General features: G+C 41.3%; 15 protein-coding genes. 9 read left to right on the top strand and 6 right to left on the bottom strand.

Annotated features, from left to right (window positions below; genetic code table 11):
- Positions 1 to 63: 63 nt before the first annotated feature.
- Positions 64 to 1,614, top strand: a complete 1,551-nt coding sequence (locus NPE20_RS25755) for a DHA2 family efflux MFS transporter permease subunit (protein WP_256541592.1) — start codon at positions 64 to 66, stop codon at positions 1,612 to 1,614.
- A gap of 62 nt (positions 1,615 to 1,676) precedes the next feature.
- Positions 1,677 to 2,471 carry an acetolactate decarboxylase gene (gene budA / locus NPE20_RS25760; protein ID WP_256541593.1) on the top strand — a complete coding sequence of 265 codons (795 nt, stop codon included), beginning with the start codon at positions 1,677 to 1,679 and terminating at the stop codon, positions 2,469 to 2,471.
- A gap of 6 nt (positions 2,472 to 2,477) precedes the next feature.
- Here the strand turns inward: budA and pdxR are convergent, their stop codons facing one another.
- Positions 2,478 to 3,962 (bottom strand): MocR-like pyridoxine biosynthesis transcription factor PdxR, encoded by a 1,485-nt coding sequence (pdxR, locus tag NPE20_RS25765; RefSeq protein WP_256541594.1) that lies wholly within the window; start codon positions 3,960 to 3,962, stop codon positions 2,478 to 2,480.
- A gap of 81 nt (positions 3,963 to 4,043) precedes the next feature.
- On the opposite strand from pdxR, the gene NPE20_RS25770 reads away from it, so the two are divergent.
- The 4 genes from NPE20_RS25770 to NPE20_RS25785 all read left to right on the top strand — a co-directional run bounded on the left by NPE20_RS25770 (position 4,044) and on the right by NPE20_RS25785 (position 7,557).
- Entirely contained in the window at positions 4,044 to 4,499 is a 456-nt protein-coding gene (locus tag NPE20_RS25770; protein ID WP_256541595.1) for a DoxX family protein, read from the top strand.
- Positions 4,496 to 5,488, top strand: a complete 993-nt coding sequence (locus NPE20_RS25775; protein ID WP_256541596.1) for an EamA family transporter — start codon at positions 4,496 to 4,498, stop codon at positions 5,486 to 5,488. Before NPE20_RS25770 ends, NPE20_RS25775 begins: the two co-directional genes overlap by 4 nt.
- A gap of 419 nt (positions 5,489 to 5,907) precedes the next feature.
- Complete coding sequence (locus NPE20_RS25780; RefSeq protein ID WP_256541597.1) at positions 5,908 to 7,050, top strand: sensor histidine kinase; 1,143 nt, start codon at positions 5,908 to 5,910, stop codon at positions 7,048 to 7,050.
- An 84-nt stretch (positions 7,051 to 7,134) separates the two neighbouring features.
- Positions 7,135 to 7,557 (top strand): hypothetical protein, encoded by a 423-nt coding sequence (locus NPE20_RS25785; RefSeq protein WP_256541598.1) that lies wholly within the window; start codon positions 7,135 to 7,137, stop codon positions 7,555 to 7,557.
- A 1,014-nt stretch (positions 7,558 to 8,571) separates the two neighbouring features.
- On the opposite strand, the gene NPE20_RS25790 is transcribed toward NPE20_RS25785, so the two are convergent.
- The 4 genes from NPE20_RS25790 to NPE20_RS25805 form a co-directional block, all read right to left on the bottom strand.
- Positions 8,572 to 8,790, bottom strand: a complete 219-nt coding sequence (locus NPE20_RS25790) for a PLDc N-terminal domain-containing protein (protein WP_256541599.1) — start codon at positions 8,788 to 8,790, stop codon at positions 8,572 to 8,574.
- 267 nt (positions 8,791 to 9,057) lie between these two features.
- The gene (locus NPE20_RS25795; protein ID WP_256541600.1) at positions 9,058 to 9,855 is read right to left on the bottom strand and encodes an ABC transporter permease; all 798 of its coding nucleotides are present in this window, start codon (positions 9,853 to 9,855) and stop codon (positions 9,058 to 9,060) included.
- Between the two features lie 4 nt (positions 9,856 to 9,859).
- Complete coding sequence (locus tag NPE20_RS25800; protein WP_256541601.1) at positions 9,860 to 10,756, bottom strand: ABC transporter ATP-binding protein; 897 nt, start codon at positions 10,754 to 10,756, stop codon at positions 9,860 to 9,862.
- The gene (locus NPE20_RS25805; protein WP_256541602.1) at positions 10,750 to 10,956 is read right to left on the bottom strand and encodes a hypothetical protein; all 207 of its coding nucleotides are present in this window, start codon (positions 10,954 to 10,956) and stop codon (positions 10,750 to 10,752) included. Before NPE20_RS25805 ends, NPE20_RS25800 begins: the two co-directional genes overlap by 7 nt.
- A gap of 227 nt (positions 10,957 to 11,183) precedes the next feature.
- Here NPE20_RS25805 and NPE20_RS25810 point away from each other — a divergent pair, with 227 nt between their 5' ends.
- The 3 genes from NPE20_RS25810 to NPE20_RS25820 are packed head-to-tail and all read left to right on the top strand — an operon-like array spanning position 11,184 to position 13,550.
- Complete coding sequence (locus NPE20_RS25810; protein WP_256541603.1) at positions 11,184 to 12,197, top strand: sensor histidine kinase; 1,014 nt, start codon at positions 11,184 to 11,186, stop codon at positions 12,195 to 12,197.
- A gap of 1 nt (position 12,198) precedes the next feature.
- Entirely contained in the window at positions 12,199 to 12,924 is a 726-nt protein-coding gene (locus NPE20_RS25815; protein ID WP_256541604.1) for a LytR/AlgR family response regulator transcription factor, read from the top strand.
- 17 nt (positions 12,925 to 12,941) lie between these two features.
- On the top strand, positions 12,942 to 13,550 hold the full coding sequence (locus NPE20_RS25820) for a hypothetical protein (protein ID WP_256541605.1): 609 nt from the start codon (positions 12,942 to 12,944) through the stop codon (positions 13,548 to 13,550).
- Positions 13,551 to 13,671: 121 nt separating this feature from the next.
- On the opposite strand, the gene NPE20_RS25825 is transcribed toward NPE20_RS25820, so the two are convergent.
- Positions 13,672 to 15,069, bottom strand: a complete 1,398-nt coding sequence (locus NPE20_RS25825) for a methyltransferase RsmF C-terminal domain-like protein (RefSeq protein ID WP_256541606.1) — start codon at positions 15,067 to 15,069, stop codon at positions 13,672 to 13,674.
- Between the last annotated feature and the right edge of the window lie 402 nt (positions 15,070 to 15,471).

Here is a 15,471-nt window from a genome sequence, read left to right on the forward strand (position 1 = left end):
GACAATCAAGAACAAAAAATAACAATCACACACTTGAAAATATACCGATTGGTATAAAATAAAATGAATCCTTTAAAAAGACAAATACTGCTGATAACCGTAATAGCCGCTGCTATTATGGAATTGATAGATACCTCTATAGTAAATGTGGCGCTAAACTATATGAGCGGTAACCTCGGCGCTACGTTAGAAGATACTTCATGGGTGATCACCTCTTACGCCATAGCCAACGTAATTATCATACCCATGACCAGCTTTTTGGCTTCTAACCTGGGCAGGCGTAATTATTATATAGGTTCTATTATACTGTTTACACTCTGTTCCTTTTTATGTGGTAACGCAACCGGGATATGGGAGCTGGTGGCATTTAGGTTTTTGCAGGGCCTGGGGGGCGGGGCGCTGCTTTCCGTATCGGCAACAGTAGTATTTGAACTTTTCCCTAAAGAAAAACAAGCCACAGCCAGTGCGCTGTTTGGTATTGGCGTGTTTATTGGCCCCACCATTGGCCCTACGCTTGGAGGCTACATTACCGAAAATTATTCGTGGCCATGGATCTTTTATATCAATATCCCAATAGGTATAGCCACTGCGGTATCGTGTCTGTTTTTACTGTATGAACCGGCAATTAAACAAAAACTGCAAAAGATAGATTGGGTGGGAATAGGCCTGTTGATCATTGGGATTGGCTCGCTGCAGGTTGTATTAGAGCGGGGCAAAACCGATGACTGGTTTGCCGCCGGTTACATTATATTCTTGTCAGTTACCGCCGCAATTTCACTTACTGCATTTATAATTTGGGAGTTGAGTATTCCAAACCCTGTGGTAAACCTTCGAATATTAAAATTTCGGTCCTTAAGTATTTCTGCGGTACTCACTTTTATAACGGGCATGGGCTTGTACACATCTATTTACCTTACGCCGGTTGTAGCACAACGTTTATTAGGCTTTACACCAACACAATCAGGCCTGTTGCTATTGCCCGGGTCAATTATCGCGGTGCTTGCCCTTGTCCTTACCGGGAAATTATTACAAAAGGGTGTATCGCCGGCGTTGATAGTGCTGGTTGGGTTTTTATGCTTTATATATTTCAACTGGTCAATGTCGCGTATAAATTTGGAAAGCACATCGGCAACAATAAGCCTTAACCTTATATTCAGGGCTATCGGTATGGCTTTGTTAACCGTTCCGCTGGGTGCTTTGGCCGTGTCATCATTACAGGCTAAAGATATACCGCAGGGTACCGCATTAAATAATATGATGCGCCAGTTAGGGGGCTCTTTCGGTATATCCATTATCAATACTTACGTGGCCCGCAGGGTGGCATCGCACCGTATGGACCTGATAACGCATATTACGCCCGATAATCCCATATTTATCGACAGGTTAAAAGCATACACGCAAATGTTCCAGCAATATGGCATCACAGTGCTCGATGCCAAACAGAAAGCAATTCAACTGGTTGAAAAAGTGGTAGTTAAGCAATCATCCTTCTCCAGTTATTTAGATGCCTTCTTCTTGATCGGGTTGTTTTTTGCGATAGTGTTACCCCTGTTGCTTTTTGTAGCCAGGCGCGATAAAACAAAACCAGTTGTTATACCATCATCAGATCATTAAGTTTACCTGCTGCAAGCGTTATAATGCAGGATTAAGTATATTAGCCCCATATACCTTAACACATGATCCTTCAAAAACCATACGCCTGCTTACTGGCTATAGTATGCTTAATTGCATTCAGCAATGCATCGGCACAAACAAAAAATAATACCCTTTACACGGCCGGGCATGCCAGCGCTTTTATAGGCGGCTTGTATGATGCCGTTTATCCTTACACCAAAGTACTGAAACATGGCGATTTTGGTTTGGGTGCCCCCGATAAACTGGATGGCGAGGTGTTAATTTTAAACGGCAAAATCTACCAGACACAATCTACCGGGAAAACTTTTGAGGTGAAAGATTCGGAACTGACCCCATTTGCCGTAGTGAATTTTTTTAAGGGTAAAAAAACGGCAAAAACCGCCCAAAAACTGTCCAAAATCGCCCTTTTTTTGTACCTGGATAGTCTGCTATCTAACAAGAATGGCATTTATGCCATAAAAATAACCGGGAGCTTTAATACCATCAAAACCCGGGCGTTTCCACCGGTTAAAAAACCGTACGTACCACTGGCCGACATGCTGTCGTTACAACATTTTTTCACTTTCGAAAATGTTAAGGGTACCCTGGTTGGTTACCGCATCCCGACATTTATGGATGGGCCAAATATTACCGGTTATCACTTTCATTTTTTAAGCGATGATAAAAAAGCCGGCGGCCATATTATAGACCTGCTCACCAACGACGTGACAATTGAGATTGACCAGTTGGATAGCTTTTTGGTAGATATCCCGCAAACCAAAGATTTCGACAATTTCGATTTCAGTAAAGATCGCCGCAAAGAAGTTAAGAAAGTAGAGAACGGTAAAAAGGATTAATCTGCCTTATACCAGTTTCTTTACCGCTTTAGCCAATAGATCGGTTGCCTGCTCCATCTCTTTAAAATTCATGGAGGCAAAACCCAAGCGGATATGTTGGCTTTCGTAAGCTTTATCGTAGTAATAATCTTTGCCTGCGCTTACAGCCAAACCCATGGCGGCAGCTTTCTCGGCTACGTCTTTTGGTTTAATTCCATTTAGGTATTTCATCCAGATAGCAAAACCGCCATCGGGGATCTTAAAATTTACGTGCTCGCCTATTTGCTGCGTTAGCAGGTTACAAAACATATCCCGGCGCTCGTGGTAAAGTTTATTGGCTTTTTTAAGGTGACGGGTAATATCACCATTCTTCAATAGGTTGGCCATAGCCTCTTCCAGCAAATGCTCGCCCTGGCGGTCAATAATGCGGCGAAGGCGGTTGGCCTGTGAAATTAAATTAGGAGGCGCTATCATAAACCCAATACGGATGCCCGGCGCTATAGTTTTACAAAACGAACCTATATATATTACGCTACCGTAATAGTCTGCACTGGCAAGGGGTAATATCGGGCTGCTGGTGTAGTGAAAATCGTAATCATAATCATCTTCAATAATAGCGAAGCGGTATTTCATGGCCAGTTCCAGCAGGCGCATACGCCGCTCCGAGCATAGGGTTACTGTGGTAGGCTGATGGTGATGCGGTATCACATAAAGCATCTTAACCTTTTTCTTTTTGCAGATCTCTTCCACAGCATCAAGGTTGATGCCCTGCTCATCCACAGGTACCAGTTCTAAATTCGCGCCGGTTTGTACAAATGCCTCATTGGCGCCGCAATAACCCGGATCGGCGGCAATAACCGTATCGTTTTTACCTAATAGTAGTTGCGCCGCCAAATAAATGGCCATTTGCGCGCCTTTGGTGATCAGGATATGCTCTGGCGTAACATGCAAGCCCCGTGTCTCTCCCAGGAAGCGGGCAAGCTCGGCACGCAGGTTTTCAGAACCCTGCTCCGGGCCATACAGTAAATATTTGGAAGTAAAGTGATAATTGGCAAACCGGCGGTATTCGCGCAGCATCAACTCTACAGGGGCAAGGCGTGTATCGGGGAACCCTTCGTTAAATGCAATGCTGTTCCCGGCAATGGGCGAATACAGGTTTATATGCGATAGCTTGTTATCGCAAACCTCAAAAAAGGTTTTTTCGGGGTAGGCTATTTTTTGCGGACTATCGGCAATTGGCCTTGGCGCTACCTCGGGCAGGTTGGCGGCAATGAAGATCCCTTTTTGCGGATAAACATCAACCCAGCTTTGTGCATACAGCTCATCATATGCCGCAACCACTGTATTGCGATGTACTTTTAGGCTTAAAGCAAGCGTACGGCTGCTTGGCAATGCCGATGCCGGCTTTAAAGTGCCCTGCCTTATATGGCAAATTATACCATTCGCTATTTGCAGATACACCGGCACCTGCAATGTTTTGTCAATGTTAAGTAAACCTGCTACAAAATGCATACTGGACTATCTTGGTTGTTTTTTCTGGACTATAAAGGTAGGCCAATTGCTGCGTATTTTTATATCAGCAAATAAAAAATAATGGATCAGTCAAAAATTCAGCAGCTAACAGGAGTTTATTTAAGGGCAGCCCTTGGCCTTGGCTATGTTTGGCTGGTAGCCGATAGATTGGGTTGGCTGGGCGCTTACGGGCAACCACATATAAGCTGGGGCGATTGGGAGCATTTTATGGTCCTCTCGCGCGATACCATGTCTTTTTTACCTGATGCGCTGATTAGTCCGCTGGCTATATTGGCTACATTAGGCGAAGGCGTTTTTGGCCTGATGTTATTATTTGGTCTATTTACACGTGTAGCCGCTATTGGCAGCGGCGCGCTTACATTGGCGTTCGCCTTATCTATGACCATATCAAGGGGTATAGATTCACCTATAGGATATTCAGTTTTTACAGTAAGCGCCGCAAGCTTTTTGCTCGCTACTTTGCCCGGCTACAAATGGAGTATCGATTCGTTATTTACTAAACAACAACTATCATGACAAGCATTACACAAAAACCATCCTCATTATTGGTTATCATAGCTTTTGCTACTGTATATATTGTATGGGGTTCAACTTACTTCTTTATCCAGATGGCTATACAGGGCATCCCGGCCATGATGATGGGGGCAATTCGCTATACAATTGCCGGCCTGCTCATGTTGGTCTGGTGCGCGCTTAAAGGGGATAAGATTTGGGTAAAGCGCGATGTTATAAATTCGGCCGTAAGCGGCTTGCTGATGCTGGCTATTGGCAACGGCATAGTTATATGGGTTGAACAGGCCCTGCCCAGCGCAATGGTAGCCATTATGATATCGGCAAACCCAATATGGTTTGTGGTGCTCGATAAACGGAACTGGAGAGAAAACCTGACCAGTACAGCTACTATAGTGGGCTTAATAATAGGTTTTGCAGGAGTAATATTATTATTTGGCGAGCAGGTAGCCAACGCTTTGGGTGGCACACATGACGATGCTAAAATATGGGGTGTAGGCTTATTGGTTATTGGCCCAATTGCATGGGCGGCGGGGTCATTATTTTCTAAATACAAAGGCAGCAGCAGCCCGGCCCGTGTAAACACCGCATGGCAAATGCTGATAGCGGGCATAGCCTTTTTACCGGCAAGCGCCCTGCATAACGAGTTTAAAGGGTTTGATATTACCCAGGTACCGCTACAATCATGGATGGCGGTTATATACCTGATATTCTTTGGTTCGATAGCCGCGTTCACCGCTTATGTATGGTTATTGCAGGTACGCCCGGCCACACAGGTAAGCACACACTCGTACGTTAACCCGGTTATAGCGGTGTTATTAGGAGTGCTGTTTGCCCAGGAGCATATATCATGGCTGCAGATAGGCGGATTGGTAATTATATTACTGAGCGTGTTGCTAATTAACCTTGCCAAGTATAGAAAAGATGCAAACGAAAAAAAGCAGGTTGAAACAAAGCCTGTAAAAATAAATGCATCATTGTGCGAGGCGGTATAAAATAAGCAGAACCCGCGATGTAGTTACTCACCCCGGCAGCGCTCCGCTGGTCGACCCTCTCTTCGCTGCGCGGAAAGAGGGTAAAGGAACAGTTTCATTGCCGTTGGCTTTAGCCAACGGATAGCGGGCAACATTCCTCTGGCTTTAACCAAAATTAATAAAGCGGCATTTGGCTAAAGCCATTTTGGGCTTTTACTATTCCGTCCCTTGAAAGGGACGGCAATGAAATGGTTTGTCGATGAGTAAAAAACAGGACGCTTGCGGTGGCGGGCTGAAACACGACCTGTAAAAATAAATGGATGATTGTGCGAGGCGGTATAACGGGCGTTGTTTAATACAAAGCGTTAAGTAACGCTGCAATAAATTTAATGCTTTATAGGATATTTGTTTTACTTTTATACTTAATAAAACCCCATTAAGTGCAGAGTGAAAAAGAAAACGGAAGGGATGATATCCCTGATGGTGAGCCCGGGCATACAGCTGAACTAAGGCGTTATCGCATATTAGAACTTTCCTTGCTGGCTGTAGAAGCTGCAAATGTTGGTACATGGTTGCTTGATGAAGAAACGAAAGAGTTTTTACCATCAAAACGGTTAAAAGAGTTATTTGGCTACCACGCCGATGAAAACATGTCTTACGAAGGATTAATTGCACAAATTGATCCAAAATACCGAAACAAAGTTGTTGCCGGAATGGAAAATGCCATGGTAAACCGTGAACATTTTCATATGGATTTTAGGGTAACGGGTTTACATGACCAAAAACAGCGCTGGATAAAGGCTTTAGGTGGGATGTATAGCAACACCGAAGACAAGCAGTTCCATTTTTCGGGAGTGATGATGGATATCACCGAGGAAAAGCAAAACGAATTGCGTAAAAACAAATTTATAGGCATGGTAAGCCATGAATTAAAAACGCCCCTAACATCGTTGAAAGCATATGTACAAATGCTTTATAACTGGGCAAAAAAGCAAAAGGATAGTTTTGCGGTGACCTCCTTATCAAAGGTTGAAAGACAGATTAAAAAAATGCAAAATATGATCAACGGGTTCCTGAATCTTTCGCAGGCCGAATCCGGGAAAATTCAGCTTGATAAACAAGATTTTGATCTGGGCGAATTGATCAACGATGTTATGAACGAAACAAAACTGATAACAACCAGCCACACCATTAACTTTTTACCTTGCGAGCCGATGGCTATACATGCGGATAAGGAAAAAATTGAGCAGGTTGTTATTAACTTATTCAACAATGCTATTAAGTATTCACCAAAGCAAACCGTTATAACGGTTTCTTGCGAAATAACAGATAATAAAGCGCAGGTATGTGTTAAGGATGAAGGTATTGGGATTGATGAACAGGATATTGATAAACTATTTAAACGTTATTATCGCGTAGAAAATAAACACACAGAAAACATCAACGGTTTTGGTATTGGACTATACCTGTGTGCCGAGATTATTAGGCATCACCATGGCAGCATTTGGGTAGAAAGCGAAGTAGGGAAAGGGTCTGCGTTTTATTTTAGTTTGCCATTAGCAAAAAGTACCGAAGCAAATTAGCGCTGTTATATTTTGGAGTTCCTGCCTTGCGGTAGCGGTGTTTAGGATGGTGTTTTTGAAGCCCAAATACATTAACTTCGAAGCGTGAAAAAAACCTTGACCATCCTGTTATTCTTGCCTTTTTTATATAGCTGTCAGAAGGATAATAGCACTAACAAACCTGTAGAGCAAATCGGCCCGATTGTCGGAAAATGGAATTACAAAAGCGAAAGATATCAGGTTTTTGACAAAGACGGGACCCTTATCGAAGACCATACCCGCACCGATAACCCCGGAGATATTTACTTTTTATACAATGCTGACGGTACAGCATCCGCTCACTCTTTTGAGGATGAGGTTAAATTTACTTATACCTACTCAAAAGGAGTTTTAATTGACAAGCTACCAAACGGACAACTGACCTGGACAGTTACCGTCAGCGGCAAATCGCTTACCAAGCACGAGGAATATACTGCTATAGGTACCCTAAAAAAAACAATTCATGATGAGTATTTGGAAAAACAATAATTCATCTGAACATTAAAAATCTTCCGTAGTTCCCGAATCAATATTTCTCATCTATCTCTGCTATTTTGCATGGCAGCTTGTTGGTAACAACATCAATAAGGGCAGGGATTACAGACGCAGTTGGAAATGCTGTTGACCAGGCACTTCCAAGTGCAGATTAAAGATATATTAGGCGGTTTTGATGTTTAGTATTATAAAGTTTTAATAAAATGAGAAAATATACAATATTTCATTTAGAAATTAGAAAACTAAATTTAGAGGAGATAATAAGCCTCGCCATATTCTTTGCAATCGATATCGGAAGGCTGTGTTTAAATATTTTTTCACAGCCGGAAAAATATAAGTTTTTTTATGATTTTGGATTAGCGTTTTTGATGATGTTTGTTGTAGTTTCTTCATTTGCTGCTTATTTTACAAGTTTTTATTTTTCTATCACCTGGTTTTTGCTTAGCGTGCTTTATATTGTTGAAGGTGACAGGGCCTTATCATACCTTTGTTTGTTATTATTTTTATTATTTCATTGTGTCCGCCTTTTATTTATACGGAGGTATAAAATAGAGTTCGTTCCCCCGGAGCCTTTGAAAGGGAGATTTCGAAGTGTTTATAGTGAACTGGAGGGCCGGTCAAGTGACAAAAGAGATAACACTTATATGTCAATAATTATATGGGGGGCGACCTTTATTTTTTTATCGTGTCTCATGCTTTCGGGGAAAAAAGTTTGAGTTTTATAGTAATTCCCCAAGCTGGCGTACGCGTCCCGTGGCCCGTTGCGCAACGAATCGATTAATGAACAAATAAACTAAGTTGTGTGGTCATCTTTGATTACCATCTGATTTACACGTAGTAAAAATCGGGAGCCTTGAAAGAACCGAATAAGTTTGTAATAGCACGGCAAAACCGATTTCCTCCATATTTGATTAACTTCTTAAGATTGTAAGCAATTTCCGGCTATTCATGCATTTTTTTAGTCGTTGTTGGTGTTGTCACCAACAAGGGACAGGAATAACCTCTAAGTTATTTTGAATTTCTACCTATAGCCAGGTATAGTATCGAGCCTATAAACGGCGCCAATAGCACAACTAATACCCATATTAACTTGTTGGTATTATCCTTAAAATCGGAACGTAGAATAGCTATCAGGCAAAAAGCTATCAAAGCAAAATAAGATAACGGGATCATTAACATGATGATCTCCGGCAGGCCAAGGCCACCTATGAAAAGTAATTTATGCATAAGCTTATAGTTTATTAAAGACAGGCTTTTTTCGCCATTGCTGGTGTTGTCACCAGAACTGTTCGGAAGATTGCCTTGTTCCCTTCCCGTGGGAGGGGTGCAATTGGTTTGCGTGGTGGCAGTGAGGGGGTTTGCGGCTCCTTATCGTTAACCTTAATAACTGACCAACCCCTACCTCCTCCTTCCCCGGGAAGGAATCGCACAGATCCATCGCTTTTTTCCACAGTTGTCGTCTACAAGGGCAAGACTATCACTAATCTCCAATCACTATTTCACACTCTTTCTCTGTACAATATAGTAACCCGCTATAAATACCACTACCGCTATAATTAGGCTTACGTAAACATCCTTTGTATAAATGTCTATCTCAAGCATTCTGGCGGGGCCATTGTTATTTTTTACCATGCTTTTTATAGCGCCCATTGGGTGCGCATACGGGAAAAGATAACTGTACTCCCAGTTATTTGATGCCAGTATAACGCCGGTAATAGTAGCTACAAAGCCAAGTCCCATTGGTTTCAAAAAATCGGCCCATAAAAGGCTGAGCAAAAACTGTATAGAAAGTATACCAAGGGCCGATAACAATAGTTTATAATACACCTGTATCAACAGCAACTCTATATGGTATTCGTTAAACTTAAGCTCGGGCTTAACCACACTCAGCAAATTACCAAATGCTACATTAAATACTACAAATAGGGTAAGGCATAAAAACAGCAGGAATAACGCGTATAAAAACTTGGCACTGTAAACGGCCCAGCGCGAAATGGGCAGGCTGAATAATGTTTTCCAGGTATCGGCTTTGTGCTCAACATTGTTTACCGAGTAAGCTACAAATATGGTATAAATGGGAAGTAACAAAGACCCCATACTACCTAAGCCTATCATACTAAATTGGATCCACTGGCCCATAGGCGGCATTTTTACAAAATTGTCGCTTTTGGTGTATACGGCTACAAATGCCAGCGAGCTTATTAATACAGGTAGTATGATAGCCCCCCAAAAGCCCAGCGTTTTGCGGGTCTTATAAAATTCGGACCGGAATGATAGTAAAAATCCCTTCATGTAGTTAGTTGCTTTGGGTAATATCTAAGAATAATTGCTCCAGGTCTTTATGGTGTTTATTTATGCTAAATACGGTCATCCCGTTTTGAACAAGGAGTGTATTGATGTCGCCTATTTGCTGTTTAGAGATAAAAGGCACATAAAGGTGGTCGTGGTTGATATCGTTTACTGTGAAGTTATTGCGTTTTAAAAAGTTAGCGGCATCAACAGTATTGTCTACTTCTATCCTTATCATGGGCTGGTTAATATTCTGCAGATCGTGAATAGTGCCCTGGAACATTAGCTTACCATTGTTAATAATACCAACATGGGTAGCCATCTTCTCAATCTCGGCCAATAGGTGGCTGGATATAAAAACGGTTTTGCCACCGGCTACAAGCCTCATCAGTAACTCACGGATCTCGATAATGCCGTTAGGGTCAAGTCCGTTGGTTGGTTCGTCCAATATTAAAAGTTTGGGGTCGCTTAGTAAAGCAAGGGCAATGCCCAGGCGTTGTTTCATCCCTAACGAATATTGTCCCGCTTTTTTACCGGCAGCATTGGTTAGCTGAACCAATTTAAGCATTTCGTCAACCCTTTGCTCGCTAACCTGCAAAAGCAAGGCGCGGTTCATCAGGTTTTCTTTACCGGTAAGGTGGTGGTATATGGCAGGCTGCTCTATCAGCGAGCCTATTTGCGATAATATATTAATGCGATTGCTTTGCAGCTCCTGCCCAAAAATATGAATGCTGCCTTCGCCTGTTTTTAACAGGTTGAGCAGCATTTTTATGGTTGTAGTTTTTCCGGCGCCATTTGGGCCTAAAAACCCGTAAATACTCCCTGCCGGAACTTGCAGGGATAGCGATTTAACAACTTGCTGGGCACCAAAGCTAAAAGATAAGCCTTCAGTTTTGATTACCATAGTTTCTCGGTAGCAATTGTGCATACTGTTTTTACAACGGTTACACCTTTAATAAATAATGATGTAGCCTGCACAGCCGAGTTATGAGCAGTAAATTGTTTTCTTTGTTCAAACTGGTAGCTCACGCCCATTACAATGGCAAATACTACAGGTGCCAGTAATAAAATAAATGGGTTTGAGTTTGAAACTAACTTTTTCATTGTGTGATCGTTTTTGATAGAACAAAGAAATACTAAATAATTTATCTGCTAAAAACAATTAGACCAACAGCCAGCATTTGTAGATGAACGGTTAATTAGCACGTTTAACCAGTTCGTCGGCTTTTTAGGGCTGTTCATCGGCCTAAACAAATGCTACATATAATTACACAGCTATATTCATATCTAAATATTACTTTAGATGCTGTTAATACAGTATGATAATATAGATGAAAAGAAGCTGGCAAATATTCTGGCATATTATTTTTTGGTTAGGCCTTATCGCTTTTTTTGCATCAATAGCACGCTACAGCGGCAAAATGACAACAGAGGCTGTGTTGGTGGTGTTTGTATTATACGGTGCAATTAATATCAGTGTATTCTACCTTAATTATTCACTGCTAATTCCCCGGTTCCTTGATAAAAAGAACTACAAATTATATGCAGCTGGTATTGTAGCCGCTATAATTGCTTTCGGACTAATAAAATACGGTGGGGGCTTGGTATTTAAAAGCTACATATTAGTAGGCTTAAGAAAACATGAATCAACCTTTTGGGAATATTTTTTCAAGACTACTTTTACTACTACCGTATTCCTGTTTTTAAGTGCCGTATTAAAGTTTACGGTAGACTGGTTCCTGAACGAACGGGTGCAGCGCGACCTGGAGAACCAGCGCCTGAGTGCGGAGCTATCTTTCCTGAAATCGCAGATAAACCCTCACTTTCTGTTCAACTCGTTAAACAGTATATACTCGCTGGCCTATCAAAAGTCTGATACCACGCCCGAGGCTATTTTGAAGTTATCCGAAATTATGCGTTACATGCTTTACGAGTGTAATGATAATAAGGTAGAGCTAACCAAAGAACTGCAGTACCTGCAAAACTATATCGACCTGCAAAAAATAAGGTTCGGCAATAAGGCGTTTATTGATTTTGAAGTAACCGGCGAAATAACCAATCAGCACATTGTGCCGTTATTGCTTATCTCGTTTATAGAAAATGCCTTTAAACACGGTATTGCTAACGACGCTTTAGCACCTATTAAATTGAAGATAAATTTGGAGGATGGGCACCTTTATTTCTTTATCCAGAATAAAAAACATACGCATAACCGCGATTCGTCTGGCGGGATAGGGCTGGCAAACGTACGCCGCAGGCTCGATTTGCTCTACCCCGGAAAATATAATTTAGATATTCGCGACGAAGCGGATACATACACTTGTCAATTATCCTTAGTTTTATAGCATGATCAGATGTCTTGTTGTTGATGATGAGCCTTTGGCCCTGAACATACTGGAGGATTATATCTCCAAGATCCCTTTCCTGGAATTAATTAAAGCCACTACCAATCCTATTGAAGCGCTAACTTTAGTGCAGGAGGGCGGGATCGACCTTGTTTTTCTGGATGTGCAGATGCCGGAGTTAACCGGGATTCAGTTTCTGCGGATAGCCAATGGCAAAGCAAAGGTGATCTTAACAACCGCTTATCCGCAGTATGCCTTAGAAGGGTATGAGCTGGATGTGGTAGATTACCTGCTTAAACCTATCGCTTTTGACAGGTTTTTTAAATCGGTACAAAAAGCACAGGGCATTATACAACCGGTAACAAAACCAGCAGCTAAAGCAGAGCCCGCGCAACAGGACGATTTTATGAGCGATTTTATCTTCGTGAAAACCGAGCATAAAATTCAAAAGGTTTACCTGCACGATATATTATTTATAGAGGGATTGAAAGACTACGTTTCTATATTCACCCCTGCCGAGCGTATCATCACCCTACAGGGGATGAAGAAAATGGAAGACGCCTTGCCGCCCAAGCATTTCATCCGCGTGCATAAATCATATATCGTATCTATTAATAAGATAGATAGTATAGAACGCAGCCGTATTTTCATCGGTGATAAAATCATCCCCGTGGGCGATACCTACCGCGATGAGTTTTTTAAGATAGTAGACGGAAAGAATATATAAGGATACTATATTTAAAAATGAAGTTTCTATACCTATCTCTATTCCTTATTATTATAATAAGCTTTTCAATTAAGGCACAAACTTCTTCTGCAACTAAGACCAGAATAACCGATTCTGTACTTACAAGTTTAAAAGCAAAAAAAGCAGCCGCGGATAAGTATGTAAATACTCATGCTAAAGAGATGGCTGTTTTTGTTAAAGTGCCTAACAAAAAAACCTTAATAAGAGTTTACAATGAAAAATGGCCCGATGAAATAGAATACACCTGTAATATACTGAAAGATAAAGAGGGTAAAATTATTTATATTTTTCAGGCGCCATTCAGTGAAAGCGGTGATTGGGATATATCTTATGAGCATTATTTTGACAAGGATGGTAATGTTTTCGCTTTTTACAAAGATGAATCTATTTTTGATGATAACGTAAAGGGTGGCGTAATACGTAGCAGGCTTTTAAATTACTATAACAAGGACTTTAAAGTTATCAAACAAAATAACTGGCTTGCAGATGAGAAAGGTAATGTTGTTAAGGCAAACAAAAATAAATTTGACTTTCGCGATTATAAATACAGTATTTATAAAAGTTTAACGGAATGCTTAAAAGCTTTAAACCTGAAAGTATTTTAAATCCCTTATATTAGGATGTCATTTCGAACGAGGTACGAGGAGAAATCTTGTTCATTATGAAATGTTCGCCGCCTATCCAATGAACGAGATTTCTCTTTATCGTTCGAAATGACAGATTCATCTACACCACCTGCTGACTCATTATCCTTATCTCTTTAGGATAATAATTATTGATCCGGTTCGGCAGCAGCTTTGCCCAGCCTAAAGCCAATCCTTCGTAAGTCATCAGGCTCCAGCCTTTGCCGGCTATAGTAATATCTATATTATCGCGGCGTAAATATTGTATAGCCTGCTCGCAGGTAAGCTCGGTAGATAATACAGCATTCTTATTAATAGCTAAACTCAAAGCCAGCTCATGGTCTGGTATCAGATCGTTCCCCGCCAGCTTGCCAATCCGCACGCCCGACTTCTTTATATATAGGTGCCGGTGCAAAATGTTCAGGCTTTCCTTATGTTCGCGGTTTATGGCCAGCCAATCCTCATTCACTTTAAAAAAGTAAAAGCCGTCGGCATTATTAATATAACTCCGGACTATATCCATCTCTTTGGCGGGCAGCTTTTGCTGGCCATTGTTTTTGTAGTTAGATAAACCGCCGCTGCTTTCCTTTTTGCGCAGGCAGGCGGCAAACAAACCTTCGCCTTTAACCTTGCCCGGGTAAAAGCGATAGCCCCATGCTTTTTTCTGTGGCGATTCGGTTTCAACAATACCCCACTCCTTATATATGGGTATCCGTATGCTTTCCAGGTTAAATTCGGTGCAAAGCCAATCCAGTATATCCTCGTTTTCCTGGTGCGAGTAGGAGCAGGTACTATATATAAGATATCCGTCTTCTTTTAACGCAGGATATATATCGGCTAGGATCCGTTCCTGCCTTTGGTGGCAAAGGTTCACATTGCCTTCGCTCCATTCATTCATGGCAGCGGGGTCTTTTCTGAACATGCCCGAGCCGGAGCAGGGCGCATCAACCAGTACCACATCAAAAAAACTATGGATGGCGTTAAAATCTTTTGGGTCGTTATTGGTAACAATGGTATTCGAGGTGCCCCATCGGTTAAGGTTATCGCTTAATATAGGTACACGTGTTTTAATGATCTCGTTTGCAACCAGTAGGTCGCTGCTTTGCAGGGCCGAATTGAGCAGGGTAGTTTTACCACCCGGGGCGGCGCAAAGGTCTAAAACTTTAATAGCATCTTCTTTATTTGGGCGGATAGTATTTAATATATGGCGAATAAACATAGACGATGCCTCTTGTACATAATACGCACCCGCATGAAAAAGCGGATCGAAAGTAAAAGAAGGGCGGGTATCCAAATAAAAACCTTCGGCACACCAGGGCACTTGTGCGTCTGTTTTTAGGGCCGATGGCTTAAAAGGATTAATTCTGATAGAGGTTGGGGCGGCTTCAGATTGATGCGCATCAATAAAATTCTCGCGATCAAAGCCAGGTTCTGCATTTAAATCATCTAAAAAGCGCGGCGGGAAGTTGTAATTATCCATATCTAAATCAAACTTACGCATTTTTTTATGGCCATAAATAATGCCTTTAATAAGGATATAGGGGTACATACAGTACTAATTGATACTTGTATATATAAGGTAACGGTTAATTTGATGTTAATTTACAGGCAGTTACAAAATTGTTTCAATTATTTTAAAATAATGCTTGTACTGATAGGGGTTTTCTCCTTACATTTGTGGCCGCTCAAATAAAAAGGGCGTTGTTTTTTGAAGATTTAGCGAATAAAAAAGATTAAAGAAAAGTGAAATTTTCACTTGACAAAAAGAAAGATTATTCGCACCTTTGCAGCCCGCAAAAGAGGAAACGAAATTGCGGTTGTTAATTGAAAAAGGAAGCAAAAATTATTTAAAAATAAAGTTTGCAAATTCAGAAAAGGTTTCTACCTTTGCAATCCCAAAACG

The sequence above is a fragment of the Mucilaginibacter aquariorum genome (assembly GCF_024498135.1).
Taxonomy (GTDB): domain Bacteria; phylum Bacteroidota; class Bacteroidia; order Sphingobacteriales; family Sphingobacteriaceae; genus Mucilaginibacter; species Mucilaginibacter aquariorum.

What these genes read in the sequence shown, in the direction of transcription:
- NPE20_RS25820 (WP_256541605.1), top strand. Translation starts at nt 12,942, where the DNA reads ATGAAGTTTCTATACCTATCTCTATTCCTTATTATTATAATAAGCTTT.
- NPE20_RS25775 (WP_256541596.1), top strand. Translation starts at nt 4,496, where the DNA reads ATGACAAGCATTACACAAAAACCATCCTCATTATTGGTTATCATAGCT.
- NPE20_RS25815 (WP_256541604.1), top strand. Translation starts at nt 12,199, where the DNA reads ATGATCAGATGTCTTGTTGTTGATGATGAGCCTTTGGCCCTGAACATA.
- pdxR (WP_256541594.1), bottom strand. Translation starts at nt 3,962, where the DNA reads ATGCATTTTGTAGCAGGTTTACTTAACATTGACAAAACATTGCAGGTG.
- NPE20_RS25800 (WP_256541601.1), bottom strand. Translation starts at nt 10,756, where the DNA reads ATGGTAATCAAAACTGAAGGCTTATCTTTTAGCTTTGGTGCCCAGCAA.
- NPE20_RS25790 (WP_256541599.1), bottom strand. Translation starts at nt 8,790, where the DNA reads ATGCATAAATTACTTTTCATAGGTGGCCTTGGCCTGCCGGAGATCATC.
- NPE20_RS25755 (WP_256541592.1), top strand. Translation starts at nt 64, where the DNA reads ATGAATCCTTTAAAAAGACAAATACTGCTGATAACCGTAATAGCCGCT.
- NPE20_RS25810 (WP_256541603.1), top strand. Translation starts at nt 11,184, where the DNA reads ATGAAAAGAAGCTGGCAAATATTCTGGCATATTATTTTTTGGTTAGGC.
- NPE20_RS25770 (WP_256541595.1), top strand. Translation starts at nt 4,044, where the DNA reads ATGGATCAGTCAAAAATTCAGCAGCTAACAGGAGTTTATTTAAGGGCA.
- NPE20_RS25805 (WP_256541602.1), bottom strand. Translation starts at nt 10,956, where the DNA reads ATGAAAAAGTTAGTTTCAAACTCAAACCCATTTATTTTATTACTGGCA.
- budA (WP_256541593.1), top strand. Translation starts at nt 1,677, where the DNA reads ATGATCCTTCAAAAACCATACGCCTGCTTACTGGCTATAGTATGCTTA.
- NPE20_RS25825 (WP_256541606.1), bottom strand. Translation starts at nt 15,069, where the DNA reads ATGCGTAAGTTTGATTTAGATATGGATAATTACAACTTCCCGCCGCGC.
- NPE20_RS25795 (WP_256541600.1), bottom strand. Translation starts at nt 9,855, where the DNA reads ATGAAGGGATTTTTACTATCATTCCGGTCCGAATTTTATAAGACCCGC.